This is a genomic window from Nocardioides sp. Leaf285 (assembly GCF_001422955.1).
Classification (GTDB): domain Bacteria; phylum Actinomycetota; class Actinomycetes; order Propionibacteriales; family Nocardioidaceae; genus Nocardioides; species Nocardioides kribbensis.
On record NZ_LMNH01000005.1, the window covers coordinates 147850 to 174665 of the forward strand.

The 26816-nt window shown below is 71.6% G+C and carries 37 protein-coding genes; 1 reads left to right on the forward strand and 36 read right to left on the reverse strand.

The features are described from left to right. Position 1 precedes the first annotated feature (1 nt). The 5 genes from ASF47_RS18390 to ASF47_RS18410 are packed head-to-tail and all read right to left on the reverse strand — an operon-like array spanning position 2 to position 2176. A complete protein-coding gene (locus ASF47_RS18390; RefSeq protein WP_056865496.1) occupies positions 2-295 on the reverse strand; it encodes a hypothetical protein in 294 nt (97 codons plus the stop codon). Beyond that, positions 292-609, reverse strand: a complete 318-nt coding sequence (locus tag ASF47_RS18395; RefSeq protein WP_056865497.1) for a hypothetical protein — start codon at positions 607-609, stop codon at positions 292-294. The genes ASF47_RS18390 and ASF47_RS18395 overlap by 4 nt, the downstream gene beginning before the upstream one ends. Further along, positions 606-1013 carry a hypothetical protein gene (locus ASF47_RS18400; RefSeq protein WP_056865498.1) on the reverse strand — a complete coding sequence of 136 codons (408 nt, stop codon included), beginning with the start codon at positions 1011-1013 and terminating at the stop codon, positions 606-608. Before ASF47_RS18400 ends, ASF47_RS18395 begins: the two co-directional genes overlap by 4 nt. Further along, positions 1010-1696, reverse strand: coding sequence for a hypothetical protein (locus tag ASF47_RS18405; RefSeq protein WP_056865499.1), 687 nt, complete (start codon positions 1694-1696; stop codon positions 1010-1012). Before ASF47_RS18405 ends, ASF47_RS18400 begins: the two co-directional genes overlap by 4 nt. Before the next feature lie 51 nt (positions 1697-1747). Beyond that, the gene (locus ASF47_RS18410) at positions 1748-2176 is read right to left on the reverse strand and encodes a hypothetical protein (protein WP_056865500.1); all 429 of its coding nucleotides are present in this window, start codon (positions 2174-2176) and stop codon (positions 1748-1750) included. A gap of 143 nt (positions 2177-2319) precedes the next feature. Between ASF47_RS18410 and ASF47_RS20815 the strand changes: the two genes are divergently transcribed. Then, positions 2320-3039, forward strand: a complete 720-nt coding sequence (locus ASF47_RS20815) for a DUF4145 domain-containing protein (protein ID WP_200919250.1) — start codon at positions 2320-2322, stop codon at positions 3037-3039. A gap of 94 nt (positions 3040-3133) precedes the next feature. On the opposite strand, the gene ASF47_RS18420 is transcribed toward ASF47_RS20815, so the two are convergent. From ASF47_RS18420 to ASF47_RS18570, 31 genes are all read right to left on the reverse strand, one after another. Continuing rightward, positions 3134-3925, reverse strand: a complete 792-nt coding sequence (locus tag ASF47_RS18420) for a hypothetical protein (protein ID WP_056865501.1) — start codon at positions 3923-3925, stop codon at positions 3134-3136. Between the two features lie 176 nt (positions 3926-4101). Then, positions 4102-4266 (reverse strand): hypothetical protein, encoded by a 165-nt coding sequence (locus ASF47_RS21270; RefSeq protein WP_156698023.1) that lies wholly within the window; start codon positions 4264-4266, stop codon positions 4102-4104. A 59-nt stretch (positions 4267-4325) separates the two neighbouring features. After that, the gene (locus ASF47_RS18425; RefSeq protein ID WP_056865502.1) at positions 4326-4634 is read right to left on the reverse strand and encodes a hypothetical protein; all 309 of its coding nucleotides are present in this window, start codon (positions 4632-4634) and stop codon (positions 4326-4328) included. Between the two features lie 143 nt (positions 4635-4777). Then, positions 4778-4987, reverse strand: a complete 210-nt coding sequence (locus ASF47_RS21275) for a hypothetical protein (protein ID WP_056865503.1) — start codon at positions 4985-4987, stop codon at positions 4778-4780. Next, positions 4984-5313 (reverse strand): hypothetical protein, encoded by a 330-nt coding sequence (locus tag ASF47_RS21280; RefSeq protein ID WP_056865504.1) that lies wholly within the window; start codon positions 5311-5313, stop codon positions 4984-4986. The genes ASF47_RS21275 and ASF47_RS21280 overlap by 4 nt, the downstream gene beginning before the upstream one ends. Before the next feature lie 442 nt (positions 5314-5755). Further along, complete coding sequence (locus ASF47_RS18445; RefSeq protein WP_056865506.1) at positions 5756-6172, reverse strand: hypothetical protein; 417 nt, start codon at positions 6170-6172, stop codon at positions 5756-5758. 314 nt (positions 6173-6486) lie between these two features. Further along, positions 6487-6795, reverse strand: a complete 309-nt coding sequence (locus ASF47_RS18455; RefSeq protein ID WP_056865508.1) for a hypothetical protein — start codon at positions 6793-6795, stop codon at positions 6487-6489. A 14-nt stretch (positions 6796-6809) separates the two neighbouring features. Beyond that, complete coding sequence (locus tag ASF47_RS21285) at positions 6810-6989, reverse strand: hypothetical protein (RefSeq protein ID WP_056865509.1); 180 nt, start codon at positions 6987-6989, stop codon at positions 6810-6812. 96 nt (positions 6990-7085) lie between these two features. Continuing rightward, on the reverse strand, positions 7086-7337 hold the full coding sequence (locus ASF47_RS18465) for a hypothetical protein (RefSeq protein WP_056865510.1): 252 nt from the start codon (positions 7335-7337) through the stop codon (positions 7086-7088). Continuing rightward, the gene (locus ASF47_RS18470) at positions 7330-7656 is read right to left on the reverse strand and encodes a hypothetical protein (protein ID WP_156698024.1); all 327 of its coding nucleotides are present in this window, start codon (positions 7654-7656) and stop codon (positions 7330-7332) included. The genes ASF47_RS18465 and ASF47_RS18470 overlap by 8 nt, the downstream gene beginning before the upstream one ends. An 8-nt stretch (positions 7657-7664) precedes the next feature. Then, positions 7665-7994, reverse strand: coding sequence for a DUF7446 family protein (locus tag ASF47_RS18475; RefSeq protein WP_056865512.1), 330 nt, complete (start codon positions 7992-7994; stop codon positions 7665-7667). 48 nt (positions 7995-8042) lie between these two features. Further along, entirely contained in the window at positions 8043-8342 is a 300-nt protein-coding gene (locus tag ASF47_RS18480) for a hypothetical protein (RefSeq protein WP_056865513.1), read from the reverse strand. Positions 8343-8379: 37 nt separating this feature from the next. Next, complete coding sequence (locus ASF47_RS18485; protein WP_056865514.1) at positions 8380-8991, reverse strand: hypothetical protein; 612 nt, start codon at positions 8989-8991, stop codon at positions 8380-8382. A gap of 199 nt (positions 8992-9190) precedes the next feature. Then, a complete protein-coding gene (locus tag ASF47_RS18490) occupies positions 9191-9682 on the reverse strand; it encodes a hypothetical protein (RefSeq protein ID WP_156698025.1) in 492 nt (163 codons plus the stop codon). Positions 9683-9742: 60 nt separating this feature from the next. Next, positions 9743-10261, reverse strand: coding sequence for a hypothetical protein (locus ASF47_RS18495; protein WP_056865516.1), 519 nt, complete (start codon positions 10259-10261; stop codon positions 9743-9745). Further along, complete coding sequence (locus tag ASF47_RS18500) at positions 10258-10743, reverse strand: hypothetical protein (protein ID WP_056865517.1); 486 nt, start codon at positions 10741-10743, stop codon at positions 10258-10260. The genes ASF47_RS18495 and ASF47_RS18500 overlap by 4 nt, the downstream gene beginning before the upstream one ends. Continuing rightward, a complete protein-coding gene (locus tag ASF47_RS18505) occupies positions 10740-11120 on the reverse strand; it encodes a hypothetical protein (protein WP_156698026.1) in 381 nt (126 codons plus the stop codon). Before ASF47_RS18505 ends, ASF47_RS18500 begins: the two co-directional genes overlap by 4 nt. 115 nt (positions 11121-11235) lie before the next feature. Then, complete coding sequence (locus ASF47_RS18510; protein ID WP_056865519.1) at positions 11236-11559, reverse strand: hypothetical protein; 324 nt, start codon at positions 11557-11559, stop codon at positions 11236-11238. Positions 11560-11729: 170 nt separating this feature from the next. Then, positions 11730-12956 carry a hypothetical protein gene (locus ASF47_RS18515; protein WP_056865520.1) on the reverse strand — a complete coding sequence of 409 codons (1227 nt, stop codon included), beginning with the start codon at positions 12954-12956 and terminating at the stop codon, positions 11730-11732. 123 nt (positions 12957-13079) lie between these two features. Beyond that, positions 13080-15584 carry an ATP-binding protein gene (locus ASF47_RS18520; protein ID WP_056865521.1) on the reverse strand — a complete coding sequence of 835 codons (2505 nt, stop codon included), beginning with the start codon at positions 15582-15584 and terminating at the stop codon, positions 13080-13082. After that, positions 15581-15757 (reverse strand): hypothetical protein, encoded by a 177-nt coding sequence (locus ASF47_RS21290; protein ID WP_156698027.1) that lies wholly within the window; start codon positions 15755-15757, stop codon positions 15581-15583. The genes ASF47_RS18520 and ASF47_RS21290 overlap by 4 nt, the downstream gene beginning before the upstream one ends. Continuing rightward, complete coding sequence (locus tag ASF47_RS18525; protein ID WP_056865522.1) at positions 15754-16890, reverse strand: hypothetical protein; 1137 nt, start codon at positions 16888-16890, stop codon at positions 15754-15756. The genes ASF47_RS21290 and ASF47_RS18525 overlap by 4 nt, the downstream gene beginning before the upstream one ends. 55 nt (positions 16891-16945) lie before the next feature. Further along, positions 16946-17530, reverse strand: a complete 585-nt coding sequence (locus ASF47_RS18530; protein WP_056865523.1) for a hypothetical protein — start codon at positions 17528-17530, stop codon at positions 16946-16948. 177 nt (positions 17531-17707) lie between these two features. Further along, on the reverse strand, positions 17708-18145 hold the full coding sequence (locus ASF47_RS18535) for a hypothetical protein (RefSeq protein ID WP_056865524.1): 438 nt from the start codon (positions 18143-18145) through the stop codon (positions 17708-17710). 110 nt (positions 18146-18255) lie between these two features. Next, entirely contained in the window at positions 18256-18843 is a 588-nt protein-coding gene (locus ASF47_RS18540; protein ID WP_056865525.1) for a hypothetical protein, read from the reverse strand. Positions 18844-18939: 96 nt separating this feature from the next. Beyond that, positions 18940-20667, reverse strand: a complete 1728-nt coding sequence (locus tag ASF47_RS22145) for a RecB family exonuclease (protein WP_056865526.1) — start codon at positions 20665-20667, stop codon at positions 18940-18942. Positions 20668-21001: 334 nt separating this feature from the next. After that, positions 21002-21991: a hypothetical protein gene (locus ASF47_RS18550; RefSeq protein WP_056865527.1), complete on the reverse strand. Its 990-nt coding sequence runs from the start codon at positions 21989-21991 to the stop codon at positions 21002-21004. Between the two features lie 106 nt (positions 21992-22097). Then, a complete protein-coding gene (locus ASF47_RS18555; protein WP_056865528.1) occupies positions 22098-22553 on the reverse strand; it encodes a hypothetical protein in 456 nt (151 codons plus the stop codon). A gap of 346 nt (positions 22554-22899) precedes the next feature. Continuing rightward, positions 22900-24009, reverse strand: coding sequence for a hypothetical protein (locus ASF47_RS18560; RefSeq protein WP_056865529.1), 1110 nt, complete (start codon positions 24007-24009; stop codon positions 22900-22902). Continuing rightward, entirely contained in the window at positions 24006-26243 is a 2238-nt protein-coding gene (locus ASF47_RS18565) for an AAA family ATPase (RefSeq protein WP_156698028.1), read from the reverse strand. The genes ASF47_RS18560 and ASF47_RS18565 overlap by 4 nt, the downstream gene beginning before the upstream one ends. Positions 26244-26363: 120 nt before the next feature. Further along, positions 26364-26777: a hypothetical protein gene (locus ASF47_RS18570; RefSeq protein ID WP_056865531.1), complete on the reverse strand. Its 414-nt coding sequence runs from the start codon at positions 26775-26777 to the stop codon at positions 26364-26366. Between the last annotated feature and the right edge of the window lie 39 nt (positions 26778-26816).

Genomic DNA, 26816 nt, shown 5'->3' on the forward strand with positions numbered 1-26816 from the left:
CTCACGGCTCCTCGGACGGCGGCTGGGCGAAGTCGGGGAAGATCAGGTCGATGGCCTCCATCATCGCTGCTATGAGGTCGTCGTCGCTGGGGCGCCCATCGGGTCCGTCGGGGATGTCGACCTCGACGTAGACGCCTCCGGACTCCGGGTCCGGGTCAGCCCCGAGGCGAGGCGCGAACCGGTAGGGCTCGCGCCCGGAGTCAGCCCGGGCACGGTCGACCTCCTGCGAGGCGGGGACGCTGCCGGGCTGGCCGGGCCCGTCATCGGGGGTGCCACTCTCGTCGGGGTTCGTCACTCCTGCTCCTCTCCGAACATGGTCAGCGCAGTCTCGCGTGCACCTTCGGCGATGCTCTCGGGCGTGGTCTCGTGGCGCGCGGTGATGCGGTCCAGGAGCCAGCGCAGCGCGGATTCGAGGTTCGAGATGCCCACCCGCAGTCCGTTCTCGGACAGCGCCGGGTTGGTGTCCCGGTCGGCCAGGACGTCTCCGGCCTCGTCAGCCGCCTCGATGACGTCCTGGGGGCAGGCCTCGCGCTCGGCCTCGACGAGGGCGAGCAGGTCGGCGGTCTCTGCAGTCAGGGCGTTGATGCGGGCCTGGTGCTCGGCGCTCACGAGGAGCCCTCCCGGCGCTCGGGGCCGTCGAGAGCGACCACCGCGTAGCCGGTGAAGGCGTAGGTCGTGGAGGGACCGTGGGGACCGGCCTCGGTGTGGTGGATGGTCACGGTGTCGCCGCGTGAGAGCGACCAGTGGGCCTGAGCACCGGTGTAGCCGGTCGCGACGATGGCTCCGAGGGCGTCTCCGGCGGGCGTGGCGTCTGCGGGACGGACGGTGGGGCTGTTGGTCGCCTCCAGCAGCAGCCAGCAGAGCCGTTCGTCGTCGAAGTCGCGCGGGACCTCGACGGCGAAGGTCTCGGTGTGCTGGCTCGCTCCGGGGCGGTAGCCGTCGTAGTTGGAGTAGCCGGTGGCCCGGTCGGGCTGGGTCCAGCCGACGGTGACCAGACGGGTCGCGGTGCTCACTGCTGCTCGTCCTCGTCGTCCTCGTCGTCCTCCTGGCAACCCCACCCGCAGTACCCGGCGGCGTCGGTGTCGCGGCCGCAGACGTAGCAGGGATCGGGCTCGTGGTGGGTCGGGATCTCGACGGGGCCGAAGGTCAGCAGGCCCTCGTCGGGGCCGCCCTTGGTGCACTGCACCTCGGTGGTGAAGACGACGAAGCGAGCGTTGGTGGTGAGGTAGCGCAGGCCGTCCGCCGGGCCGGACTCGGCGGTCAGTGCGTTGGCTACTGCCCACCAGGCCGGGACGAGACCGATCATCCCGGCGTCGACGCTGTATGAGTGGCCCTCGCGGTCCTCGTAGCCTCCGTCCCCGTAGGCGGTGCGGAAGGCGACCACGGGCAGCCGGGTGAGGGCGGAGTCCTCGGGGTGGGCCGGGTCGACCGGCACCTCGACGAAGCCCAGCGGCCCGCCCTCAGGGGTCCCACCCGCGCCGAAGTAGTCGGAGTCGTCGAGGAGCGCGGACCACTGCTCGGATCCTCGCTCGTCGTTGTGGAAGACGTAGCAGGGGTCACCGAGGTAGTAGGCCCCTGCGGGGACCGTGACGTGGCGGTCGGTGACGACGCGAGGGTGGCTGGTCGGTCGCGGCTCGGTCACGGGGGTGGTGAGGGCGCCGGTGTCGCCCTCGGCGGGGGTGGTCTGGTCGCTCATGCTCAGAACGTGTACGGCGTAGCCGCGGAGGCGCACCAGGTGGGCATGGGCTTAGAACTCCTCGGCGGCGCGGGCGCGAGGGGAGACGTCGGTCGGGTCGCCGCCCCAGGACGAGGAGCCGAAGTCGAGGGACAGGGCTGCCTCGGTGAGGCAGTCCCCGCAGGGCAGTTCCGCGCCGTAGAGGGGCTCGGTGGACACGTGGTCGGTGTCGTGGTCCAGAGCGCCGAGATGGCGACTCTGCGCGATCATGATGACGCGGTTCCAGTCGACGCCTTCGATGACCTCGACGTAGACGGCGTCAGCGGCGGCCCGCTGCTGGTTGATGGCCTGCGCGGCCTCGTCAGCGTCGCGAGGCAGGCCGCAGCCGTCCGAGCCTGTCGTGCCGCAGATGTGCTGGCGGGGCCCGGGCCCGTTGCGCCATGAGTGGGATCCCACGGCTCGCTCGGTCATGGCGTCGACGACGCGGTCGCGGTTCGGCATCAGCGCGTCGTCTCGGCGCTGTTGACGGCGAGGCTCGGGACAGCGGTGGCGCGGTGCGGGGTGGTCATGGCGGGTCCGTGTCCGGCTCGACCTGCTGGCCGCACCGCAGCCCTGGACTGATCCGTGAGGCTACCGTCGACGTCATGGCCAACGCCCTGCCCCGCAAGCCCGAGCATGTCCCACCCGACTCGTCCGCCCCCTACGGTCCGTGCCCGCGGTGTCAGCGCGCCAGCAACTTCAAGGTCGTCGGGACGGCGCCGGTGTCCTACACCGATCAGTACATCGCTTTGCCCGGCGGCGGCACCGGACAACGCCTGCACGACGAGCAGATGGCGATCCTGCAGTGCCAGGGCTGCACCCAGAACACGATCGTCATCGAGGAGCAGTACGTGGGCGGGCGCCGGGCCCGAGACGGAGGGCGGTCGGGTGTCGAGGAGTGGCGAGGGATCCACTGGTGGCCGACGCCGGGAGCGCGAACAGACGACCCGGACGTCCCTTCAGCGGTGGCGAGCAGTGTCGCTGAGGCGGAGCGCTGTCGGAGCGTGAACAGCCCCCGGGCCGCCGCGGTCATGTTCCGAGGAGCGCTCGCGGAGATCGTGACTGCCAAGGGGAGTGTGGCCGCTAGGGACAAAAGGAGTCTGGCGGCGCAGTTGAAGCAGATGGCCGCCGACGGGGCCCTCGACGCCAACCTGGCCGACTGGGCAGATCATGTCCGCGTCCTAGGGAACGCGGGAGCCCACCCCAACGAACTGGAGCCGGTCACCTCCGAGGAGGCTGACGACCTGAGCCGTCTGGTGCACGCGCTCATCGACTACCTCTTCATCCACCCCGCGAGGGTGCAGCGGGCTCGCCTCGGCCGCTAGCGCAAGCCCCGGGGCGCCCTCCCTGCGTGAGCGGCCGGGGCGGGGCCGCGTGGGGCAGGCCCCAGGTCACCAACGTCTCGCGTGGGCTCCCGGCTCAGGCCCCGTCGAGGATGTCGTTGGCCTCGCCGATGAGCGCGACGCGCTCTCCGACTTCGGAGTCGGGGTCGATGGGCTCGCCGTCCTCGATCGCGGTGCGCATGGCGGCGAGGGCGTCGGAGTTCAGGGTCCAGCCCGAGGACAGGTCCAGGTCGGTGTCGGGGTCGCAACCGTCCTTGAAGATGCAGTTGTTCCAGGCCTGGGCGTCGAAGGAGTAGGCGAAGGCCACCGCGTCTGCTGCTTCGAGCGCGGAGGCGCAGAAGTCGAGGTCGTTGGCGGCGGCCTCGTCGACGCTGTTGCGCTCGACCGCGATGTCCCCGACCAGGCTGCTGTAGACCGACTGGGTCAGGCCGACATCGAGGCGGGAGTCCAGGTCGTCGAGGGCGTCGAAGTAGTCCCCGGCGGCCTCCCGGCAGGACTGCTGGTCGCTCTTCAGCGCGGCCTCGGCCTCCTCTTCGGCAGAGGGCCCGATCAGGGTCGCCGCGGCGATGCCTGCGCCCACGACGCCCAGGATGAGGACGACGGCTGCGAGGATCAGCACCCGGGTGCGCTTCGGGCTCTTCGGCGGCCGGGGCGCGGACGGGTCTTCGGCGGAGCCCGGGGGCGGAGGCGTGAGGGGCTGGCCGGTCACTGGGTCGAAGCGAGCCTGTGGCACGTCGCGGAACGAGTCGTCGAGGGGCTGGCCGGTCATCGGGTCGAAGCGGTACCGCGGGGTGCTGCTCTCGGCCGCCGGGCCCCCATCGGCGCCTGCGCCGGGGCGGTCGGGGCTGGTCTCGTCGTTCTCGGTCATCGGCTGGTCCTCGTGCGGAGGCCTCAGGATCGACCCGAGGCGGTGCGTGGTGGTGTGTGCGCACCCTCTCAGTTCCGCGCTCGGAGCGTCAGGGGTTCACGGCGGAAAGCAAAGAGTCCGTGTCGCGGAGTCAGCACACCGCGCGGCAGGTCGATGCCGGGTCCCGTGCTGGCGGCCTAGGTCCGAGACGTGCTGCGCGAAGCCCGACGTACGGCTGCCTGTGCGGCTGTCAGGGCACGGGCCTCATCGAGCACGTCGGCGTCGAGCAGGGCGACGGCGGCAGAGCGGGTCGAGGCATGGTCGCGCAGAGCGGCGTCGATGTCGTTGAGCACGCTGGTCATGGGCCGCGACCGCTTCGCCGCACCGCCCGGCGGGGTCGGGTGCGGCATGGGCGCGGCCGTCACCGGGCGCCCTGCTGCTCGAAGGGCCCGGGGCAGGAAACCTGGGCGGGGACCTTGGGCGGGGCCGAGGGCAGGTGCGCCATGCGGGCGCAGAAGTCGGCGAAGTCCCCCTCGGTCTGCCAGTCGCCGTAGCGAGCGGGATCGCCGACGAAGCCGCAGTCGAGGGCTTGCCCGAGGGCGCCGCGGGAGGTGCGTACCCGGGTGGCCCACCGAGGCGCACCCGAGCCGTCGCGCGGTGTCTCGATGACCCACTGCTGGTGCAGCCCGGTGTGGACGAACCGCCACGAGCGCGCGTCGTGGTCGGCCATCAGGTCCGGATGGGCGGACCGCTGATGCTCCTGGCGACGGGTAGGTGTCGTCTGACGCATGGAGCCTCCGATGCTCGTGCTCTGACGCTCCTGTCCCGCTGCGCCAGCGAGAAGCGACGCGGCGAGTGCGGTCAGCGAGCGGCTCAGGGCCGGTACCCGTGGGCGTTGCGCAGGTGGTCGACGATGGCTGCGGCAGCCTTGCGCTCGGACCCCTTCTTGGAGGTGCGGTCGCCGCACTCGCCACACACCCCTCGGTAGGCGGCGGTGTCCCAGGTGGCGGCAGGCTCGACGGTGAAGGGCTCGACGGTCGAGGGCAGGGCCGGGTCGGCGGAGAGGGCGGTGGTGGTGGTCACGAGGGGTCCTGTGCCCCCGAGGCGGGGGCGGCGCCTCCCACGGTGATGATGGCGTCGATGGCGTCGAAGAGGCGCTGATGGCCGCCACCTGCGAGAGCGTCGTGCAGCACGGCCTGGCGGATCGCGTCCTTCTCCTGGTCGCTCAGGTCGGCGCTTCGAGCGTCGAGGCCCGAGGGGCTCGCGTGCTCGGCCTGTCGCAGGGCCGCCACGGCGCGCTGGTGCTGTACGAAGCGGCCGCGGTTCCATGCACCCCAGTGGCTTTCCGGCAGGTCGTGGGGAGCGTCGACGGGATCGTAGGAGGCGTGGAGGATCTCGGCGGCACTCATGGGGTCTCCGGTGGGGTGGCGCGGTCGGGGCGGGGGACGGCTGTGCCGCACGCGGGGCAGAAGCGCGCCGAGGGTGGCGGGGTGGCGCCACAACGACAGGTGTCGGCGCAGCCGCTACCGAACGGGGTCGCTCCGGGCACCGGCGGGCAGGTGCCCGGATCAGGCGGGAAGGCCCAGGTCAGACCGGTGGTCGCGGCCCAGCAGTAGCGCCAGACGGCGGGGAAGTCCCCCGCCACGGCCCGCTCCTTGGCCTTGTGGACGTCCGGCTTGGCCTTGTGTCGCCGGGCACCGAGGAGGGTCTCCACCTGGCTCAGCAGGCTCAGGCACGAGTCGGCGTCGTGGTACCCCGCTGCTCGCATGGTGTCGAGGAGCAACGGGAGCGCGTCCGCGTCGCTGCGGTGCTTTCGAGCCGCCGCGGCGGCTGGCACCGGGTCGGGTGCGGTCACGATGGTCCCGCCTGGTCCTGCGGCGCGGCGTTCCCTGCCCAGCGCCAGTGCTCGTGAGGTCCGGGACGGGTGCGTTCGGTGATCGGGGGCCTCTCGGTCAAGGCCCAGGCCTCCCGCTTCAGACCTAGCGTCAGGGGACCTACCGCGAACCAGCGTGAGCCCCACCCGTCGGTGCTGGCGTAGGCGCCGACGAGGAGACCGGCACGCCCTCGCACCACCCGGCGCGACCACGGACTGACCTCACGGCCCCGCGGCGGGTGGCCGAGGACGACGAAGAGCCCGAGTCGGGCCAGGGTCGCGATGGTCGCGATCACGACCAGGGTCAGGGCCGCCGCCACGGCCACGAGGATGAAGGGGGTGGCCACGCCCCACCAGAAGTCGACGTTGACCTCGAAGGGAAGCGCCGCGCTCACCGGACCCACCGGCGCGTTACCGGGAGCCAGCGGTGGCCCAGGACTGTGCGCAGGTGAAGACGGTACTCCTCACGGACGACCGCCTGCGAGGACCCGCTCTCCTCCCACAGGCCGCAGGTGCAGGTCCCGGTCGAGGACGACTCCTCGCCGTACTCCCCTGACCAACTCATGGACAGGGCATGCCCGGGGGCCCGTAGCCGCATCGTGGTGACATCGGTCGCGCCGACCTCGCTGGCGGCCGGGGTGCGGGGCTTCTCGTGGGTCATGGTGGAGACGTGTCCGGCCATCGAGGCTGGGCGCACCGGAGCGGGGCGTCAACGTGCGTGACCGGCCTGAGCCCGGATCCGGGATTCGATCTCGCCGTCCATCTCGTCGAGGACCGCCTCGACGGTGCGCACGTTGACGTCGCGCTCGGGGTGGGCCCTCATCGCGACCCGACGCAACACCTCGTCGGGATCGAAGCCCGCGAAGGCGGCGATGCGGATCATGTCTCGTGCGTTGGCGCTGAGCCAGCCGTCACCGGCTTCGGGGCGCAGGGCCAGGCGTGCGCACGCGGCACGCAGGTCGAACGCGGTAGGGGCCCCATCCAGGGCCTGCTTCGTGTCTGGCCGCACCTGCGTCATCGTGCCACTGCTCCTCATCGGTCAGCGGCACGGAGCGCGACGTACCCGCAGTAGCAGCGGGCGACCTGCTCGATCGCCCCGTCGGCGCGGCGGCGCGGCGCCGGGGACAGGGTGTGTCGATGGCCGAGGTGCTGCTCGATGGTGTCGCCGCGGGGATCGTTCATCGAGGCGACGGCCGCGGGGATGATCGGCATGAGGGCTCCTGCGAGGTGGGGTCGCAGCCATCGTGTCCGGCGCTCGACCCGCGCTGCACCTCCAGGGGGGGGCCGAGCGTCGCGGTCGCCCCTGGCTCAGGATGAGCAAGTGCGCTGGTGGGTGGCGCCGCGGTTCTGGGTCGGGACCCCGGCGCAGCACCAGGCGCAGCCGCAGCGCCGCCGCGCCTCGCGGCGCCCGGCCGAGTGGGCCCGGTCCACCAGGTCAGCGATCTGGTCGGCGATCTGGCCGGGGTCCGGTTCGGTCCCGGCCTCGGAGGCCAGCAGATCGAGGAGCGCCTGCAGGTCCGCGGCGACGTCGGCCCGTGCGCTGTAGCGGCGCTCACTCATGCTCGGCGCAGTCCGATGCGGCTGTCGAGGGCGCAGGGGCAGGTTCACCGAGGCGGTTGGTGCCGGTCGGGCAGCCTTCGCTGCACGCCGAGGCGTGTCCGTCGCGTCGCGGGCACTGCGTCGAGGCGCAGTGCGAGCAGCACTCGAAGCGGAACAGGGGGTCGTCCTGGTCGTCGTTGCCTTCGCACCACGCCTCGATGAACCGGTGGGCGTCGGTTCCGATGCCGAGGTCGCCGTCGGGGTCGACCTGCTCCGATGTCTGCCAGTCGTGGGCGCGGTGGATGAGCGGGTCCGAACACGTCGCGAGAGGCAGGGGCACGGCAGCGCTCATCGAGGTCCGTCTCCCCTGGGGCTGTCCTGGGTGGGGCTCAGCGGCTCGACCTTGACCGAGAGCCTCACTCCGAGTCCCGGGAAGTCGCAGTCCATCCCTCCGCCGAAGTTGCGTTCGACGTACTGGGCGACGGCGGCCAGGGTCATGTCGGTGGCCTCCTCCTTGTCGGCGAATCCGACGCCGGTGCGGGTCAGACGCCCGATGTGGATGGCCTCGGAGAAGGCCGCGGCCTGGACCGCGAACCTCGGGACGCTGCGCACGCTTGCCGGAGTGGGATGGCGGGTCGGCCGCGCGGTGTCGGTGTCAGCGGTCATCTCGGTGGTCATGGGTCTCCTCGGCGTGAGTGCGGGTGCGGGGCTGACTGGGCTCGCGGGTCAGGCGCTCGGCGCGCGCGAGACCGGCGGGTAGTAGGTGAACAGGTCGCCGTAGTCGGAGGCTCGGTGGGTGCGACGAGCGGCCCGCTGGCGTCTGGACCCGTGTCGCCCGGTCGCCTTGACCGGGACGTGGGGCTTGGCCTGACCCGCGGGGTAGGGCGAGCGCCAGCCGGGGACGTGGTCGCACGGGCAGGCCATCGGGCCGAAGCCGGAGTGGATGCGCCCGGAGGCGGGGTCGACCAGGTTGGTGCAGTGCCCGAAGGCGCAGCGCGTGACGATGAAGGGGTCGGTCTGGGTCATGGTCGGGCTCCGATGGGGAGTGGACGGGGCGGCGGGGTCACGAGACCGTGCCCGGGGACTGGTGGGGCGCGAGGAGGTCGCGAAGCGCGAGACGGATCCCCGAGGCGGTCCCCGCGGCCGCGGTGTCGGCCTCGCTGGCCTCGGCCAGTCGCACGGACATGACGCGGCGCGTGGCCTGGTCGAGGGCGTCGAGGATGAGCGGGGCCAGGGCAGTCAGGGCGCGATCGGCGAGGTCGTAGGAGGCCGCATTGGGGGTGCTGTCGGCGGTGCGCAGCCAGCCGGGGTCCTCCCCATCGCGGTAGATGGCGGTGGCCAGGGCCTCGCGCAGGGCGGAGGCGGTCGCGGTCGTGGTCGTGGTCGGCAGCCGAGGGATGAGGGAGTCGGCGGGGTAGGCCTCGGGGCTTCTGGTGCCCTCCAGGAGCAGGTAGGTCGTGCCGGGTCCCTCGGATCCGAGGGTGGAGACCTGGGCCACGGCTCTGCGACCGTGGTGGGAGGACCAGACGGTGTCACCGACGCGCAGGTCGCCGCGGCGGACCAGGACGGCGCCCGGGCAACCGAGGCCGTTCCAGCGCGAGACCGCCAGACCCTCGGCGTCGTCGTGGACCACGGCCAGGTAGCCGCCGCCCAGACCCAGGGGGTCACGGGGCACGTCGACGACACGTCCGCCAAGTTCGTCAGCGTGAGCGGCAGCCTGCTGAGCCTGGTCGAGCGGGTAGTGCGCGATGGTGGCTCGGATGGGGCTCTGAGGGTGCGTCACTGGGTCCTCGTAGGGGGTGTCGGGCAGCGCGCAGGGCTGTGCGCCAGCGGTAGTGACGACAACGTGTCCGGCACCAGGTCGGTGGCGCACCTCAGGCGCGGAAGTGCCTGCTCAGGCTCCACGGGATCGGGATGTCGTGGGCGACCTTGTTGGCCACGGCCCGGGCCAGCAAGCCGTGGCGCGGGTCGGTTCCGAGGGCGGAGTCGACCGCTGCCTGGGTGGCGTCACGTACCCGCTTGGCCAGGTCGATCGCTGCCATGCCCGGGTCGGCGGGGTCGGCCTCGTCGGGGTCGGGATCGGGGTGGGTGGGGGCCTGGAATCGCTCCAGCCAGCGAGGCTCGTCGAAGGACACGTGGCGACCCAGGGTGTAGCAGTAGCCCCACTGGCCGTCGAGGTAGGCGTAGCCGGGCTGGGAGGTGTCGACGCCGACGGGGAAGCAGGTGCGGCGGTTCTTCTCGGCGGGCACCACGGTGCCGCACCCCCAGCAGCGCGGGCACACGGTGTCGTCGGTCAGTTCGGCCTCGGTCGGCCTGCTCGGTAGGCGCTTGGGCGCGCGAGCGCTGGTCGGAGAGGTGGTGCTCATGGGTCTCCTTGCTGATCAGCGGGCCGCGGCGTACCCGGCCCCGGGTTGGTGGCTGGTGGGCTAGTGCTGCCGGGTGATGAGGTCGCGGGCTTGCCCCACGTGGCAGACGCCTTTGGGCAGCACGGCGACGGGGCCGTGGGTGGTGCAGGTCCCGGCCTCGAACGCGCACGGTTCCTGGTCGAGGAGCAGTTCGAGCCACTGCAGCGCCTCGTCGCGCGCCATCTCGGCCACGACCGCTCGTCCCCGCTGCTCTTGGGCCTCGTCGTAGTAGACGTCCTCGGGGGTGCGGCCGTAGAACTTGCATCGCCCGCCGAGGGGGAACGTGGAGTCGTGGGTCTCGCAGTAGGCGAAGTCGTAGGGCGCTTCCTGGACTATCTCGCAGGTCACCGCGGACTCGGACCCGGACTCGGGAGTGGCCTGGGTGGCTTCGGCCACGCGGACCCGGACGGTCTCGGCGAGGGCGTCGAGCAGGGCGTCAGCCAAGCGTTGCGCTGCGGGGCGCGGCCACCGGACCCCGCGGGCGATGACGTCGACGATGTTGGTCCCTGCGCCGGTGCTCGGGGTGTCCTGGGTGCTCACGATGGCTCGCTCTCTCGGGGTGGGTGGACGGCGGCTGGTCTGGCGGTGAGTCGGCGCAGGCTCAGGCTGTGCAGGGCGACCTCGGTGCGGTCGCTGATCTCGCGGCACCGGTAGACCCTCGCGAGGGTCCACGCGGCGAGACGGTCGGTGGCCTGCTGGGCCTCGTGGAGGTCCCCGACGCCGTCGGGCCAGCCATAGCGAGGTGCGATCACGCACAGGTGGCCGACCAGGGTGAGACGGAGCGGCTCGAAGCGGCTGCGTGTCGGATGCAGGATCACCGTGCGGCCCTGCAGCGCTGTGGCTGTGGCGATCCGCTTCGCCATCACCTCCTCGGTGGTCGGCGGGTAGCGCAGCGCCTGCTCGGGTGGCAGCAGGTTGGGGAAGAACTCGCGAAGATCGACGGGGCCGCAACGGACCTCTGCCGGGGCGCTGAGCCGGAAGGTGAACCAGGTGCCGGGGCGCGGCGCTGCCGGGTCGGTCACGGGTGTGCGCCGGGTGCCGGGGCTCCCTGGTCCCAGGCGACCTCGAACTCGGCGTAGCCGTCAGGACGGGTCGCGTGCACTCGGGCGGGGAAGCGCAGGCCCGACTCGCTCTCGCCGACGACCAGCGCTGAACCGACGACGAGCGCAGACGCGGCCGCGGGGGGCAGGTAGGTGAAGGTGCGGTTGCCGTGAGTGCGGACGTTCAAGTCGATCTCGATGAACCATTCGGCGCCGGAGTTCGGGTCGGTGTTCAGGCCGAAGTCGCTCGGGTCCGACCCGTGCACGGTGGCGTTGGTGGTCTGCCACTCCCCCACCGATCGCTGCTCGGTCAGTGTGATGCAGGGCTCGGCGGGGTCTCCGCAGCGGTGAGGGTCCATGGAGGGCCCGTAGCCGTGCTGGATGCTGCCGTGAGAGGCGAACAGGTGGCGGGTCCGACTCTCGACGGCGCCCACCGCAGACTCCCCGGGCGCCTGGGGTCGGTCGCTTCCCACGTCACTGCCCCCACACGAAGAGCACCAGGAAGCCCAGCGCGACCGCGTGGACGCTCGGCCAGCGGTGATGGGGCACGTGGGGCCCGAAGACGGCCAAGGCCAGGGGCGCGAAGGTCAGCAGCACCACGGCCCCTCCGAACCGTGGCAGCGCGTGCGGCACCAGGCACAGGGTCAGCAGCAGCGCGAGCAGGAACAGCGGGAGCCGCCTCATGATGACGTCCGGGTCCGGGGTGCCGAGCAGCGCCAGCGGCTCGCAGGTCGCCGGGGGCTGGTCGAGAGCGTCGTGGTGGCGGGGCGAGCCGGGTCCGTCGTGGGCGGGAGTCACATCGGGTCTGTGCCGTCGGGGACGGCGCGGGCGCCGAGTCGCACTGAGTCCCGGGAATGGCCGAAGGCCCAGGCGGGGTATGGCTCCCGGTGCCTAGGCCTTCGGTTCGAGGTGTTCCTCGCGCTGCCTGTGCCACCGCCTCGGGGACGGCTGGCCAGGATGATGGTGGGTCAGGCGACCTGGTCGGCGCACTGACCGGCGAAGCGGGTCAGTTCGACCGATCCGAGGTTCTCGGCGGCGTGGGCGAGCAGCGCGCGGTGCACCTCGATGCTCGTGGTGCCCAGCGGGTGGTCACGGTAGGCCGCGACACGACCGAGCAGGTTCTCGAAGCGCGAGCGGCTGATGGTGTGGCCCTTGCGCAGCGCCTCGCGCTTCTCCTCGGTGACGGTGACGAAGTCGGAGACAGCCTGGAACTCGTGGTCGATGAAGGCAGCGGTCAGGGCAGCGGTCAGGGAGCGCCACTCCAGGTCGCCCTTGCGCAGCGAGGCCAGGTGGGCGCGGAAGCGCTGGATGTTGCGCTGCGAGGGCCGGGCCCAGGGGCCGACGGCGTCGACGGCGATGGCGTGGGCGAAGGCCGGGTTGACGTCGAGGAGCGTCTCCAGCATCTGCACGTCCATGTCGTCCCACAGGCGCAGGACGCTGTCAGGGATGGCGGGGCCCGAGGGGGACTCGGAGTCCACGACGATCGTGTAGAAGGCCCGCAGCGAGCGGTAGGCCAGACCGGTGTCGGCGCTGATCAGCGCGTAGACCGCGTCGCGCTCGGTGGTCGCGAACGGACGCACAGCCAGCGCCACGCCGTACATGTCGTAGGCGTGCTGGGCGCCGACCCGGACCCGGGACAGGCCGCGGACGTTCTGGGCGATGGTGGAGAAGTCCTCGACGGCCTGGTACTGCCGGTCGATCTCGACGGTGGAGGCGAACATGTCGACCTCGTAGGCCGCGGCCGCGGAGAAGGCGATGGAGGTGGTGTCGGTGGGGGTGCCGTCGCGGGCCTCGGCGCGGCGGGCGTCGCGCATCTTCGACATCGCGGTGTTGCGGGCACGGGCGCGCACGAAGGCACAGGTGGAGTGGTCCAGGGCGCGGCTGAGGTCGAAGCCGGATCCGTCCTCGGCCTTGAAGAGGCGGGCCATGTCGAAGGTGACCTGGCCGATGATCTCTTCCCTCTCCGAGGCCGGGACGCCGTACTGGTTGACGGCCTGGACGTGGATGTCCTGCTTCCACATGAGCGCCAGGACCGCGTTGCGGACCTCGGTCTCGGTGTAGAGCCCCTCGTGGTGGGCGGTGATGAGGTCACGCACGACGATGTCGAGGGTGTCGTTGGTGAGCGTCTGCGACGTCATCTCCACGATGACGGCGTCGATGGGCAGGGACGTGTTTACCGAGATGCTGGGAGCCATACCTACCTGGTGTGCGGCGCCCACCCCCAAGCGCTCCGAGTGGTCTAGTCAGATCCGAAGTGGTGTCAGGTACCGCCCCGCCCGGCGGCTCTCGGGTCGCTGGGCGGGGCGAGCAGGCCGGGTTCAGGTGGCCGGTGCTCCTGCGAGGAGAGCCCGCTGCGCGGCCTCCTCGGCCAGGCGGCGGCGGATGTCCTCGGGGTTGGTGGAGGCCAATCGCAGGAAGTCGGGCGACAGGGTGACCTCGACCGGGATGGCGCGACCGGACAGGTCGGCGTAGATGGCGATCGCCCCTCGCAGCACCTTGCCGGTGCGGGGATCGCGCAGGGCGCGCATCGAGTGCCAGTTGGGCGCGACCGCGTCGGCGGAGGTGCCGCCCTTCGTGGCCTTCGCGGTGAGGCGGCTCATCCGCTCCGGGGTCGGCTCCAACTTGAACAGTCGACAGGCCGCTGCTGCCTCCTCGGGGTCCTCCATCGGCAGGATCAGGCCGCGCGAGATGTAGCCAGCCAGGCCCGCGTTGAGAGCGTCGGTGACGCGCTGGGTGAACAGCATCGGCAGCACCTGCTGGGAGCGGGCCAGGCGGCCCAGGCGCTCGACCTCGGCGCGCCCGGCGCCCAGGATGATCCAGGACTCGTCGAACATCACCACTCCGTCGCGGCCCGCCACCGACATGGCGGAGCCGAAGACGACCATGCGGACCAGCGCCAGGGCGATGCGCTGCTGCAGAGAGGAGGGTGCTGCACCGGCCTCGGGCAGGTCGAGGTAGGCCGAGCCGACCTTGATCAGGGTGATGCCCTGCGCGGCGCTGAGGGACTGCCCGGCCGGGGACACACCGACGATGGCGCGGAACTGCGCCGAGGATGAGGCCAACTGCTCCACGCGTTCCACCAGGTCGGCGGGCAGGGTCGTTCCGATGTCGCGTCGGGCCACGGCGAGGGCTTCGCCGATGCAGGAGGCCCCGCGGCTGACCCCGTAGGCCAGCGCGTTCGCGAGGGGTACCTCCATGTTCTCCTTCTCGGTCCCCCAGGGGTTGATGCTCATGAGCATCGAGGAGGCCAGTTCGACGCCGACCTCGGGAGTGGCGGAGAACCTGATGGGGTCGAAGACGCCGTCTGCGGTCAGCAGGCGGTCCAGGGAGTAGACCTGCCCACCGCGAGCCAGGACGACGCCGGAGTGGTCGGAGTCCTGCTTGGGGTCGAAGATGACCACCGGACGGCCAGCCAGGGAGAACTGGTCGGCCAGCGAGAGCATGGCGACGGTCTTGCCGGATCCGGTCTGCCCGGGGCAGATGAAGATCGGGGACGCGTCGGTCGCCGACGCCGCCGAGGGGCTGACCCAGGCGGGCTGACGGTCGCGCTCGGTGAAGCCGATCAGGGCGCCGTCGCGATCGCCCACGAAGGACAGGGAGGGCATGCCGGAGCAGGCGAGGGTCTGCACGGGCAGGTCGTGGAGGTTGGGATTGGCGCGCAGGTGGCTGCACAGCCACGTCTCGGCCATGGCGCCGTTCTGGCGGTGGGCCATCAGCGACAACTTGGCGGGGGTGCCCGCGGGCACGATCTGCGAGACGTCGCGGTACTGACCGTTGAAGCCGACCACGATGGATGCAGAGGCCACGGTGGGCGGCGGGTTGCCGCCCGCGGAGGCGTAGAGGCCCTCGACCTCTTCGAGCAGGCCGAGCATCTCCTCCTGCTCCGAGCGCTGCATCTTGTTCTGCCGGTAGCGCTCGTGGATGTCGTCGATGAACCGCTTGCGCTGGCGACGCAGTTCGTCGCGAGTGACGACGCCAGGCTCGACGCTGCCGCGCACCGAGACGCACAGGGCGTCGTTGTCGATCAGGCGGCTGACCCAGTTGGCGACGGGGTCGGTGGGCTCGACGAAGTTGAGGTCGAGGTTCTGCACCGAGGCGAAGGTGATGGCGTGGGTGCCCGGGACGGTGCGGGGGGTCCACGTGGCGCACTGGTCGAGTCCGGCACTCTCGGCCATCTTCATCGACTCCACCGTCGGCATGACGTGCAGATGGTCGGGGTGGAACAGGAAGGGGGTGTCGGGGAAGTCGCCGTGGTTCCACCAGGAGTTGGCCAGGCGGACGTCGTTCTCGCTGATCGGGATGAGGCCGGAGCGGTCCATGGCCGCCGCCATCTTGCGGGTGTCCTCGTCGTAGTCCGACAGCGGCGTCTGCCCGGCCACGAGGGTCTCCACGACCGAGTCGATGGCCTGCCGGAACCCGCCGGAGGCGATCTTGTCGACCAGGCGGACACCGAAGAGCAGCAGGCGACGATCGGTGGCGGTGGCGGGGAACTGCTGGCGCAGGTGCTCGGACAGGACGTGCTCGCGGCCCGGCTCGAAGCGCTGCGGCACGTTGACCAGCAGCATGTGGATCTGGCGGTACCCGCCCTTGGCCACTGCGCGTCGCTTGACCGTCACGTTGACCGAGTCGGCCAGTTCCTCGAACATCGCCAGGATCGGCTCGGCGGCCTCCAGCGACTCGGCCGGGCTCTTGGCGTCCACGACCGGCGACAGCGGGACCGCGCGGTAGAGCCACAGGGAGCCGTCGACGCCCTGCAGGCGCCCGTCGCGCAGGCGGCCACGCAGGGTGGTGGGCCAGGCGGGCTCGTTGCCGGGTTCGATCATCGGGCGCTCTCCTGGGGCGAGGTGGCGGAGGGGTGGTCCGACATGACGCTCGCTCGCGCGGCGACCAGGTGGGCCAGGCGAGGGTCGATGCGGTGACTGCCGGTGGCGCGGAGCGCCTCCAGGGCGGAGACGCAGGTGGGCAGGCGGGGGCCGGGCGAGGGGGCGGCGCTCACTGTCGCTCGCCCCCGTCGCGCGAGGGGGTCGATCCGTTGCCGCCGTTGCCGCCGTTGCTGGGAGCGTCACCGAAGGCGTCGGGGTCGGTGATGGCTGGCTCGCCGCCGGTGTTGACCAGGGAGTCCTCGTCGGCTGCGAGGACCTCGCGTCCAGTCAGGGCGTTCTCGTAGGCGGTGAGGTCCAGGCCGGTGCCCGGCCCGCCCCAGGCCACGACGCGAGCCGCGCCGGTGTTGGCGTCGTCGAGCAGGACGGTGAAGGCGATCTCCGGGGCGCTCTGGTCGCCATCGAGAGGGTCGAAGGCCCACTCGATGCGCATGGTGACCTCGGCGAAGACCGCGTCGGCGGCGTCTGCGGCCTGCGAGGAGGACTCGGGTGACACCCAGGAGTCGGTGACGGTGACGTCGATGAGGCGGGCGCCGTTGAGGGGGACGTAGGCGTGGTTGGGGTTGGGGTCCTGGATGCCCGATCGGAACCGTGCCGGGTCTCCGGAGGTGTAGTTCTCAGCCCAGGTCTGGACCGCGACGAGGGCCTCCTCCGAGAGCGACGCGGTCGCGGTGTTGGGGTAGGTGCTGGCGTCCCAGGACAGGTCGGAGGGCGGCACCGGGATCAGCGACGGCAGCGCCAGCGCGACGGGGCCGTGGACGTCGTCGACTGCGATCGGGACCGTGGTGGTGAAGGTGGTCCCGTTGGGGGTCGCCAGCGTCATGTAGTGCGTCTCGACGGTGTAGGGCTCCCCCGCGGATGTCGACTCCGGGTCGAAGCGCTGCGTGGTGGCGCGCTCCCAGCCGACCAGGACGCCGCCGGGCAGCGGGGAGGGATCCGAGGCCAGCCACTTGCGGACCTCGATGAGGGCCACCGAGCGGGTCTGGGAGTACCGGTCGGAGGAGACGACGGGAGCAGCGGCCTCTGAGCCCATGTTGGCGTAGAAGGCGAAGTTGGTGAACAGCGAGATCGGGGCGATCACCACCGAGGCCAGGACCCAGCGGCGGTACCGGCGCGCGCGGCGGCTCAGGCGGTCGGCATCGGGCAGATCGGCGCGGGGCGCTTCGACGCTCTGGTTCCACCACTCGGTGGGCTCCTTCGCGCCGCGCTTGCGCGCCTTCGGCTGCTTGGGGTTCGGGTTCCGGGCCACGGTCGGGGCTCCTGAGGGCTGCGGGTCGGTACTGCGCGAGGTGCTGCGGGTCGGGTCAGTTCTTGCGCAGCAGGGCCAGGACGCGGTCGAGGTCGGTGCGCAGTTCGGCCATGTCGATCTTGGTGAGCACGTGCTTGGCCAGCGCGAGCGCGGCCTTCGGGTTCGAGGCGGGGACGGTGGCGCTGGGAGCGGCGTCGAAGGCGTCCAGCAGCGCCCACACCGCCTTCATGCGCTCGCGGCCCAGGGCGCCGGTGACGGTTGCGGCCTCGAAGGAGTCGGCCTCCGCGATGCGGTACAGGTCGTCGATCGGCTGGGCGCAGGTGCGATCGGCGGTCATGATCGCCAGCGTCAGGTCGCCGACGTTGTCGGTGACCCCCAGCATCCCCGCGGTCATGGAGCGCACGACGGTGTCGGTGTCGAGGATCTCCTGCGCCTTGTTGGCCACGCGGCGGATCAGCGCTCGGTTGTTGGGGCGGGCCTGGGCGGACTTGCCGAGGGCCTCGGTGTCGGTGGCCGTGGGGTCCTCGGGCTCGTCGGGGTGGATGGGGGCGTCGAGGTCGATCTCACCGAGGTCGTCGATCCCCGCGAGGTTGTCCTCGACGGGCGCGTGGTCGAAGTCGGCGGGTGCGAGAGAGGACATGCGGCGGGGCTCCTGATGGGTGGTGGCCTGCGGGGGCTCGGGCGGGGTCGCTCGGCTGCGAGGCGCTGCCTGCGTCGGGCGATGTCTGCTCCTGTGCCGCACGGGCGGGGACGGCCTGCGCGCCGTTGGCGGCGCGGGTCCTGGTCGGTGCCTGACCGGGTCCTGGTTGGGACGGGCTCAGGCCGGGCTGCCGCCGACCAGGACCGCTTCGATGACCTTGTCGGCGTCGGCGTAGTCGCGGGAGACCGCGGCGAAGGCGATCTGGGAGGCCAGGTTGTCGGTGCCGGGCTGGGTCCGGTCGAAGCGGACCGAGACCGTCTGGCCTCCGACGCTGGCCAGGAGGTTGCGCTTGCGCAGGTACCCCTGGAACTGCTCGGCCAGGGCCGCAGAGTGGCAGTCCACCGAGAAGGTGACCCAGCAGGGGGCGTGGGTCGAGCCATCGTGGGAGGGCGCGGCGGCGATCGGGGTGACGGTGGCCTGCTCGGGCGCGGAGGTGTGGCGCGCTGGGTGGTCGACCTGCTGACACCGGCTGGGGCGAGAGCCGCTGCTCGTGACCGTGTCGCGGGTAGAGCAGGCCAGTCGCAGGTGGGGGCGGTTCGTGGGCGTGGGAGGCATGCACTACCGGTGTGCGGCACCTGTTCCGGGGCGCTCCAGGTGAGCACCCCCGGGAACGACCGCACGGCCCGCTCCGGTGGGAGGGGCCGTGCGGTGGGGTGCTGACGGGGTCAGAGCAGGCCGAGACCGCGCTCCGCCGCCTTGGCGTCCACCCCGAGGCTCTCCGCGTGGCGGACCACGCGGACGCTGTGGCCGTTGGCGTTGCCGCTCATGGCCTCCATCTCGATGAAGAGCAGGACGCGGTGGCCCAGGAGGGTGGTCATGCGCCGAGCCACCGCGCGCCCGATGGCGTCGTCGGTGCGCTCGGTGCGCACCTGCTCGCAGCCCGCGGGCAGCGGCTGCTTGCTGATGGCGTCCTTGTTCTCCCGGTCGGTGCCGGTGTAGATCGTGACGATGCCGCGGGTGGAGGAGGGCTCCTTGCGCACGCCGACGACGGTGCCCGCGAAGCGCTTGGTGACCTTGTCCTGCGGGACGATGCCGCGCAGGGCCTTGCCGACCAGGCCGTCGGCCTCGGCCATCAGGTAGATGTCGATGGCGTTGGTGTGGACCGCGGCTCGCCATGCCTGGGGGTCCGGGACGGTCGCCTCGACGAAACTACCGTCGGGCTGCTCGTTCTTCACCTGCGTCGTGTACGCGGTGGCGGGGCCCGTCGCGAGGACCGCGGCGGTGGTGAGGTTGAGGCGGCTGGCGTCGTCCATCGGTTGCTCCTGGGGTGCTGGGGTGGGCTGTGGCTGGGGTGTTGCTAGGGCTGGTGCTGGGGCTGGTGCTGGGGCGCTGGTTCTGCGGCGCTCGGGTCAGGCGGTGGCCATCTGAGGGGCCGTCTGCGGGGCCGTCTGCAGGGGGGCGGCGGTGACGGCGAGGGCGTTCCACGGCTCGACACCCGGACCTTCGATGTAGAGGCGCTGGGCGGCGGCGGTCATCGACCGCACGTGCTTGACACCGAGGCCGACCCAGGCGTCCCACGCGGCCTTGTCGCCGCCCCACGGCAGCGGGTGGCTGTCCATGTAGGAGTGCAGGAGGCCCTGCAGTCGGGTGCGCAGGCCGTCCATCAGGGACGGGGTGGTCGCGGAGTACTCGCTGTGCACGGTCGCCACGACGAACAGCAGCGTCCGTGCGAGGGCGTCGATGCCGTCCTTGGTCATCGCGACGCCCGCCTTGTTCATCTCCTCGTAGGCCATGGAGGTCGTGGCGAACACGGCACGGGCGCTGTAGGAGTTGGCGTTGAGCACACCGTTGGACTCCTCGAACCAGGACTTGTCCTCGGAGAAGCGGGGGGCGGCGGCGGTCATGGGGTTGTTCCCTTCGGGGTGTGCGGGGTCGATCAGGACGTGTGCGGCACCGGGCGCGGAGTGCACCGAGGCGGCGGCGGGGTCGTAGCCGACCGGGATGGGGGCGGGAGCCATGGCCGCGGACCCGAAGTCGTCGGTGGGCTCGTAGGGGTGCTCGGTGGGCGTGGCGTAGCGGGCGGCGCGCTCGTCGGGCTCGGGGCGCGGGGGCAGGCTGCGCACGACGGGGATGCCGAGGAACTCGGCGCTCCGGGCTAGGCCGGTGCGGTCGACGCGCTCGTTGGAGGCGGCCACGGGGCAGGAGTTCACCGCCGGGCACCAGCCGCACAGGGGTCCGTCCTGGGTCGGGTAGGCAGCCCGCTCGGTGTAGGTGTTCAGGTCGTCCCAGGACTGGCGGAAGGCGCGCAGCGTCTTCGACATCGCGGGCTTCGACAGTGGGACGTCGCGGAACTTGCCGTGCTGGGTGTAGAGCAGGGTGGCCTTCAGGGGCGCCACACCGGTCTTGGACCGCAGCGCCTCGCGGTACAGGCGCATCTGGTCGCCGTGGTCGTCGCCGAATCGGCCGATGTCCTTGGGCACCTTGCCGGTCTTGTAGTCGACCACGCGGATGACCTTCTGGCCGGTCTCGGGGTCGGTGACCCAGTCGAGGCGGTCGATGTAGCCGACGAAGGGGATGTCGCAGACGTAGGTGTCCTCGAAGCCCTGCTCCAGCCCGGCGACCTCGACCTTGCGCGGGTCCTCGATGGACCACAATCCGCTGATGGCGTTGTGGACTGCGGTGTGCCAGTCGGATCGCTTCGAGGCGGTCGCCTCGTCGTGGCCAGGCCAGGCCTGGATCTTGTGGGCTTCGAGGATCTTGTTGGCCGCAGCGCGGGTGCGCCCGAAGGCGGGCAGGGCGAACAGGTCCTCCAGGATGGCGTGACCGGAGGTGCCCACCTCGCTAGCGCTGAACGGGTTCGGGGGCTCGGAGATGACTCGCTCGACGGCCCAGCGGGCCACGCAGCCGTGCATGGCCTTCGACGTGGACGGTGAGAGCGCGGGTCGGGTGAGGACCGCCATGGCCTCGTCGGAGGTCACGGTCAACTGGTCGCCGTCCCAGGCGAAGATCTCGCTCAGGACGAAGGTCTTGCGGTCGGCGCGAGAGGGGGCGATCGAGGAGTCGGCAGGCACGGTGGCGGTCAGGGACGCGCCTGCGTCGATGGCCTTGGCGGGGTGCGGCGACTCGGGAGAACTCACCTAGTGCCTGTGCCCCCGCGGCGTGGTCGGCGACAGAGCGAAGGGGTCCAGGCCAGGTGTGCGCGGAAGGGGCTGGCACCGCTCTGGCGGTGCGGTGCGTGGGTCAGGCGGCGCGGCCCACCGCTGCGGGAAGCCCGCTGGGGCGGTCCGCCGGGTAGCGGTAGCGGGGGCGACGTGGGCGCCCGCCGGGCTGCGGGTCGGGCTGCGGGTCGAGCGGGATGGAGGGCACCTCGACGATCCGTACGGGACGAGGGACGGGGTTGGCGGCAGGCACGGGGCTCCTCGGGTTGGGCGGAGGAGGCTACCCCCGTGCTCGGGGTGATCGCACGCTCGGTCAGAGCACGGGGTCGGTGACCGCCCTCGGCCGGAACCCGCTGACGCGGCCGTTGCTGATGGTGGGCTCCGGGTTCGGGGCGAAGGGCCCCTCGGAGGTCTCCTCGACCCCGGTGATGCCGTAGAAGTCCTTCAGCACCTGACGCGCGTACTCGCGCACCAAGGCGATCTTGGTGCGGCACGTCTGCGGCGCGAGACCGACCAAGGGGGCGACGTCGGAGGCCGAGGGGTGGCCGTCGTAGGCCGACTGGGTGGCCGGGTCCAGCCAGACCTCCGCGACCTGGGCCAGGATCTCGGAGTGCTGGGCGCACCTGGCGATGATCATGGCGATGAAGTCGAGACGCTCGGCGGCGTGCAGCGGCGCGGGGTTCTCGTTGGGGTCAGCGACCGACGGCTCTGGGGTGTTCTCCAGGGAGGCTGCGGGGCCCATCTCCAGGTAGGCGTAGTCCTCCAGGGAGCACTCCATGCCCTGGCGACGGAAGTCCTTGCGCTTCTCCTCCATGCGGGCGTTGGTGGCCTCGACGACCTCCTGGGCGCTGGGCACGCGTCCGGTGGTCTGGGTGAGGTGGTTGAGGGTCCAGCGCATCTCCTTGACCCGGCGCTTGAGGCCGACCTGGCCGGAGGCCTGGTTCAAGCCGCCGGAGGAGTCGAGGAACTCGCGGGCCTTGGAGCGGGCCCGGTAGGTCAGCAGCGCCTCGAAGGAGACCAGTTCGTCGATCGAGGTGCGGTCCTCGACGACCTCGATGACGAGCAGGAACATGGCCTCGGCGGTGCTGGACTCGATGTCGTCGAACCAGGTGTTCCGGTCCAGGCGCATCTCGCGCAGGATGCCCGCGGTGATGCGCCGCACGGTGGGCTGCGCCCAGCGGTGGAAGTCGTCGATGAGGGTCGAGCGCTGAGCCGCCGCGGTGTCGCGGATGAGGGTGACCCAGGAGACCGCCGTGGTGGGTCGGTCCTCGTGAACATCGAAGATCAGAGCCGGTGCTGCCATGTCGTGCTCCTGCTGGGGGTGGTGAGGCTGGCTGGGGGCGGTGCTGGTGACGAGGTGGCCAGCCGGGAAGGTCCGCGACGGGTCCGCGTGAAGGTGGGCGGGGGGCTCAGCCATGGGCGACGGCCTTGCTTCGGGTAGTGCCTAGGGTGCTACTGGGCACCGACAGTGGGCGCGGCGCGAGGGGGAAGCCGGGCCAGGGGATCTCGCGAGGGTGGGCGACGTCGAGCCATGCCTGGATGCGTCGGCCGCCGGATCGGGGGTCGATGAGCCACGCGACGTTGCGGCTCGCGAGGTTCTCGCTGATGCTGAGCCGTTCGGCGAGGGCGGCGAGGTAGGCGTCGGCGCGGGTCTTGCCCACGCGCGGCTGGGCGAGGACCAGTTGACGCAGAGTGATGCGCCGCAGCGGCCGCCCGCTGGGCTCGCAGGCCGCGGTGATGAGATCCAGGGGCGTGAGGAGACCCTCGGCCAGGGAGATCAGGTACTCCGAGCGCTGCAGGCGTGCGGCCTGGAGGGATGCGCGCGCCCGGGCCGGGTCGCTGGCGTTCCTCAGGCTGCTCGTCATGGCTTCTCTCTGGCGCGGCTTCTCGACGATCCGGAGGGCCGGGCAACAGCCGTGTGCGCTGCCTCGGGACCGACGGTCGTCCTTGCTCGGGACCATGCGCACAACACGGCGTGAGTGCTGCCGCAAGCCCGAGAGGGGTCTCGATGCTGTGAGCGCGAGACGGCGACCCAAGACGAGACGTCTGGTTCCAGGGCCGCCCATCGGCATCGACAGGGGGCGGCTGAGCGCCCCCCGTGGCCTGTTAGTGACGTGTCAGCACTAGGCCAGTTGCTGCCACCGCGGGAAAGCCCTCGTCGACCGCGCGCCAGGAGCCGACCGCACTCGACGGCGACGGTAGTCGGTTGACCTAGGCCTCGACGGGGTCCTCGTCGGCTTCGGGGTCGAAGAGCCCGAGACCGAAGATGTGCTCCTCGTCGTCCTCGGCCTCGTCGTTGACCAGGATGGCGCACCACTCAGCCATCGGGTCTGAGCGCACGTCGAGCGCGGCCCGGGCGCGGTCATGGGACAGGTGGGCCTTCGGGTACATCTCGCGGAAGACGCTGACCAGGTGATCGAGATCGGGGTACCCCAGCGACTTGTGCACCTCGCGGACCTTGGCGCCCACGCGGGGGTCGCCGATCTCGCGGCGCAGTTCCTCCTTGGCGTCGCGACGCAGCGCCACCTCGATGTACTTCCACGGGTCGACCTTGTTCAGCGTGATGGGGTCGATGAGGCGGTTGAGCATCTGGCGAACCTTGGCGTTCTGGCCGTCGAGGCCCAGGAGCATCTGGTCGCGGACCTTCTCGATCTTGGTGCTGTCGAGCAGCGGCGCCTGGATGCCGGTGTAGTCGGCCACCTCGCGGGCCAGGGAGGAGTGTGCTCGGGCGAGGGCGGTGGAGACCCTCTTCTCCAGGCCCATGATGAACTCGAACTCCGCGGTGACCCCCTCGTCGTAGACCCGCAGGAGGTGTGCCCACATCTGCTCGCGCGTCATGACCGGGCCGTAGGCCTGCACCGGGATCCCCGCCTCAGACTCAGCGACCTCCCATGTGTCGAGCCCGTAGGACAGGTGGATCTGGGTCTCGCCGATGCCGTGGTGGCCCATGGACGTGGTGACCCAGCCGAACGTTGCCGGGCGGCGCGTGGCGGAGATCGGAACGGTCTCGATGACGTGGGGCCACTGCAGGCGGACGGGCAGGCGCAGACGGGTACCGCGGGGGCCGCGGTCCTTGCGACCCACGTCGATGCGCGGAACCAGCCAGCCGAACGACGGGGCGATCCACAGGCCGCCCATCTCCGGCAGAGCCTCGGGCCCTTCAGCCAGCAAGGACTCGGCCGCGCGACCGACGATGACGCTGTGGAGCAGGCCGCACATGACGGCCAGGGAGGCGTGCCGCCCGTTGGTGGAGAGCACGTCGAGCACGTCGGGCCCGCTTCGCTCCAGCCCGGCCTCGTCCCACTCGGCGAGTTGGGTCACCGGCGTCGCCGTCCGAACAGGCCACGCTTGGCGGGCGCCTTCGCCTTGGGGGCGCTGGCGCGGCGGGCTTCGAGCGCAGGAGCCCACTCCGGCTGCACGGTGCCGAGGATGGCGTTGAGCATCGCGGAGATGGCCGGGAAGGAACCCGGGCTCCGGCCCTGGTTCATCGACTCCGAGATCTCGGCGTCGTCGTAGACGACACCGAGGTAGAGCGAGTGCTCCCCGAGGGCCGAGGCGAGCCCGTCGGCGTTGAAGGGGGTGCTCGGGTCGACCCGGTTCATCATCGTCATGCGCCGCTCGACCGGCACCTGCATCGCGGTGGTCTTCTTCAGCCGGGAGCGCAGGTTGGAGATGCCCGGGGTGGAGAGGTCCGAGATGCCCACCGACCAGGCCCCGGCGCGCAGCAGCGGGTTGACGAACCCGGTGACCATCGGGTCTTCCTTGGCTCGGGGCTCGATGATCTGGGTGTCGACGATGACCAGGTCGCAGTGCTGCCGGGCCTCCTGGACCAGTCGCAGATAGACCTCGGGGGTCACCACGGAGGGGTCGGTCAGGTGGGGCGGCGGCGCCTGGATGAGCGCGAACCGCAGGGGGTCCTGCTTGACGTCGCGCGCGTCGTTGAGGGTGGCGGGGTCGATCAGGGTCTGCCGCAGGTCGCCTGCGACGGCGTAGTTGTAGATCGACGGCAGGGCGGCCATGCCGATGCGCAGGAAGATCCGGATGTCGCCCTGTCCCATGTTGCCGTCGATGAGGATGACGCGCAGTCCGGCGCTGGAGGCCGCCTCGGCCAGACCGATGGATGTGCTGGTCTTGCCGACGCCGCCCTTGCCTGCGTACACGACGACGACCTCAGCGTGGCCGTCCCCTGTCACAGGGGCGAGGCTGATGCCGTTGAACACCTGGGGCTCGTCGGTGCGCACGAGGGTTCCCGGGGTGGCCTGGGGCTGCGTCATGAGGGGCTGCTCGACGACCGGCTGTCCGGGGAACGGCATGGGGGCGTCGGAGGGGGTCAGGACCGAAGCCGGGGCGACCGCGGGTGCGGCGAAGACCGGGACGTCCGAGGCGGGCGCCTCGTGGGCGACCTCGGGCTCGTCAACAGGAGCCGGGACGACCGGGGCCGGGGGCTGCTGGACTGCGGGCGCGGTGAAGACGGGAGCGGTGAAGGCGGGTGCCTCGTGGGTGATCTCGGGCTCGTCGACGGGGACCGCGGGCGCGGTGAAGACGGGAGCGGTGAAGACGGGCGCCTCGTGGGCGACGGGCTCGTCGACAGGAGCCGGGACGACCGGGGCCGGGGGCTGCTGGACCGCGGGCGCGGTGAAGACGGGAGCGGTGAAGGCGGGCGCCTCGTGGGTGATCTCGGGCTCGTCGACGGGGACCGCGGGCGCGGTGAAGACGGGAGCGGTGAAGGCGGGAGCGGTGAAGGCGGGCGCCTCGTGGGTGACCTCGGGCTCGACGACGGGGGCCGGGGCGACCGGGGTCGGGCTCGGCACGGCGAAGGCGGGGTCGGCGAAGGCGGGCTGCTCGTGAACGGGGGCCCTGGGAGCAGGCGACGGGGCGGGGAACGGAGGGTCGAGGGTGGGCTGGTGCTCCTCGGCTGCGCTCTGGGCGGCGTACATGGCCTCCTGCTCGGCCCAGGGGTCGCGCGGGGGGCTCGCCTCGGCCTGGGGCGTGGTGACGACGCTGGATGTGGCGGGCATCGGCGCAGCGGACACCTGGGTGGCGCTGGGCTCGGGGTCGGCTACCTCGATCGCGACGACGTCGTGGACCACGGCGGCGCTCGCGGCCTGGCCCGCGACCGGGACCATCTCGACGATGCTGGATGCCAGCGGCTCGGCGGCGGCGGTCTGCGAGTCCACGACGGACCCGTCGAGCATCACCTGCAGGTCGGCGGCCTCCGGGGGCAGCGAGAAGCCGCACTGGCTGGCGATCTCGACCAGGGGCGCGGGCAGCGGGATCGAGATGACCCCCTCGAAGACGGTCCCGACGCCGTCGGGGCCGTGCAGCACGACGACCGTGGTGGCCTGCGCGGTGCGCTTGGTCCAGGTTCGCAGACCGGGCCAGGGCGTGTCAGAGACCAGGACGGGGAAGGCGCCGTTCCGTTCGAGCGCTCCACGGATGGTGGTGGCGGCCTCGCGAGGGGCCCCGTCGGTGACGACCTGGTAACCGGCCTGGCTCAGAGCCTGGGCCAGGGCGGGCAACTCGACGACGCCGATGAGGGGAGCAGAAGGGTTCACGCCCCCGACTGTGCCGCCGGATTTTGCACGGGTAACGCGCAGTCGGGGTGGGGTTCGTCGACGGTCCTGAACGATCCGCGGACGGGGTCGGGGCTGGCTCTCAGCCCGTGGGAGAGGACCTCACAGGGCGCGGATGCAGCCCGCGCAGAGCGCGCGCCCGGCCGGGGTGATGAAGAAGGTCATCGTGGCGAGCCGCTCATGGTCTGCGCCCCAGCCCACAGGCCGCTGGCATCGCTGGCCGTGCTGAACGCCGTCACACGTCGAGGGGCCGGGGGTGTTGAACACCCTGGTGATGGTCCCCTGCGCGCGCTCGGTCAGGGCCGCGAAGGCGACCATGGACATGCCTGCCCCTCCCTCGGGCTCCATCCAGCAGACCAGGGCGTCCTGAGGGCTGGTCGCGAACTGGTCGAAGCGGACCGCGGGCGAGAATGCCAGGCCAGCGCCAGGTCGTCGGAAACCGATGCCGGTGTCACCGCTGGTCTGCGTGGGCGCGCAGCGGTCGGGTGTGGCGTGGTCTGGGGAGAGCAGGCTCATGGTGTCCCTCGGGGAAGTGGGGCGCGCCTGAGGGCGTCG

Coding starts and splice junctions, on each gene's coding strand:
- ASF47_RS18405 (WP_056865499.1), bottom strand. CDS start 1,696: ATGAGCGACCAGACCACCCCCGCCGAGGGCGACACCGGCGCCCTCACC.
- ASF47_RS18410 (WP_056865500.1), bottom strand. CDS start 2,176: ATGCCGAACCGCGACCGCGTCGTCGACGCCATGACCGAGCGAGCCGTG.
- ASF47_RS20815 (WP_200919250.1), top strand. CDS start 2,320: ATGGCCAACGCCCTGCCCCGCAAGCCCGAGCATGTCCCACCCGACTCG.
- ASF47_RS18420 (WP_056865501.1), bottom strand. CDS start 3,925: ATGACCGAGAACGACGAGACCAGCCCCGACCGCCCCGGCGCAGGCGCC.
- ASF47_RS21270 (WP_156698023.1), bottom strand. CDS start 4,266: ATGACCAGCGTGCTCAACGACATCGACGCCGCTCTGCGCGACCATGCC.
- ASF47_RS18425 (WP_056865502.1), bottom strand. CDS start 4,634: ATGGCCGACCACGACGCGCGCTCGTGGCGGTTCGTCCACACCGGGCTG.
- ASF47_RS21280 (WP_056865504.1), bottom strand. CDS start 5,313: ATGAGTGCCGCCGAGATCCTCCACGCCTCCTACGATCCCGTCGACGCT.
- ASF47_RS18455 (WP_056865508.1), bottom strand. CDS start 6,795: ATGACGCAGGTGCGGCCAGACACGAAGCAGGCCCTGGATGGGGCCCCT.
- ASF47_RS21285 (WP_056865509.1), bottom strand. CDS start 6,989: ATGCCGATCATCCCCGCGGCCGTCGCCTCGATGAACGATCCCCGCGGC.
- ASF47_RS18465 (WP_056865510.1), bottom strand. CDS start 7,337: ATGAGTGAGCGCCGCTACAGCGCACGGGCCGACGTCGCCGCGGACCTG.
- ASF47_RS18475 (WP_056865512.1), bottom strand. CDS start 7,994: ATGACCACCGAGATGACCGCTGACACCGACACCGCGCGGCCGACCCGC.
- ASF47_RS18480 (WP_056865513.1), bottom strand. CDS start 8,342: ATGACCCAGACCGACCCCTTCATCGTCACGCGCTGCGCCTTCGGGCAC.
- ASF47_RS18490 (WP_156698025.1), bottom strand. CDS start 9,682: ATGAGCACCACCTCTCCGACCAGCGCTCGCGCGCCCAAGCGCCTACCG.
- ASF47_RS18505 (WP_156698026.1), bottom strand. CDS start 11,120: ATGGACCCTCACCGCTGCGGAGACCCCGCCGAGCCCTGCATCACACTG.
- ASF47_RS18515 (WP_056865520.1), bottom strand. CDS start 12,956: ATGGCTCCCAGCATCTCGGTAAACACGTCCCTGCCCATCGACGCCGTC.
- ASF47_RS18520 (WP_056865521.1), bottom strand. CDS start 15,584: ATGATCGAACCCGGCAACGAGCCCGCCTGGCCCACCACCCTGCGTGGC.
- ASF47_RS18530 (WP_056865523.1), bottom strand. CDS start 17,530: ATGTCCTCTCTCGCACCCGCCGACTTCGACCACGCGCCCGTCGAGGAC.
- ASF47_RS18535 (WP_056865524.1), bottom strand. CDS start 18,145: ATGCCTCCCACGCCCACGAACCGCCCCCACCTGCGACTGGCCTGCTCT.
- ASF47_RS18540 (WP_056865525.1), bottom strand. CDS start 18,843: ATGGACGACGCCAGCCGCCTCAACCTCACCACCGCCGCGGTCCTCGCG.
- ASF47_RS18550 (WP_056865527.1), bottom strand. CDS start 21,991: ATGGCAGCACCGGCTCTGATCTTCGATGTTCACGAGGACCGACCCACC.
- ASF47_RS18555 (WP_056865528.1), bottom strand. CDS start 22,553: ATGACGAGCAGCCTGAGGAACGCCAGCGACCCGGCCCGGGCGCGCGCA.
- ASF47_RS18570 (WP_056865531.1), bottom strand. CDS start 26,777: ATGAGCCTGCTCTCCCCAGACCACGCCACACCCGACCGCTGCGCGCCC.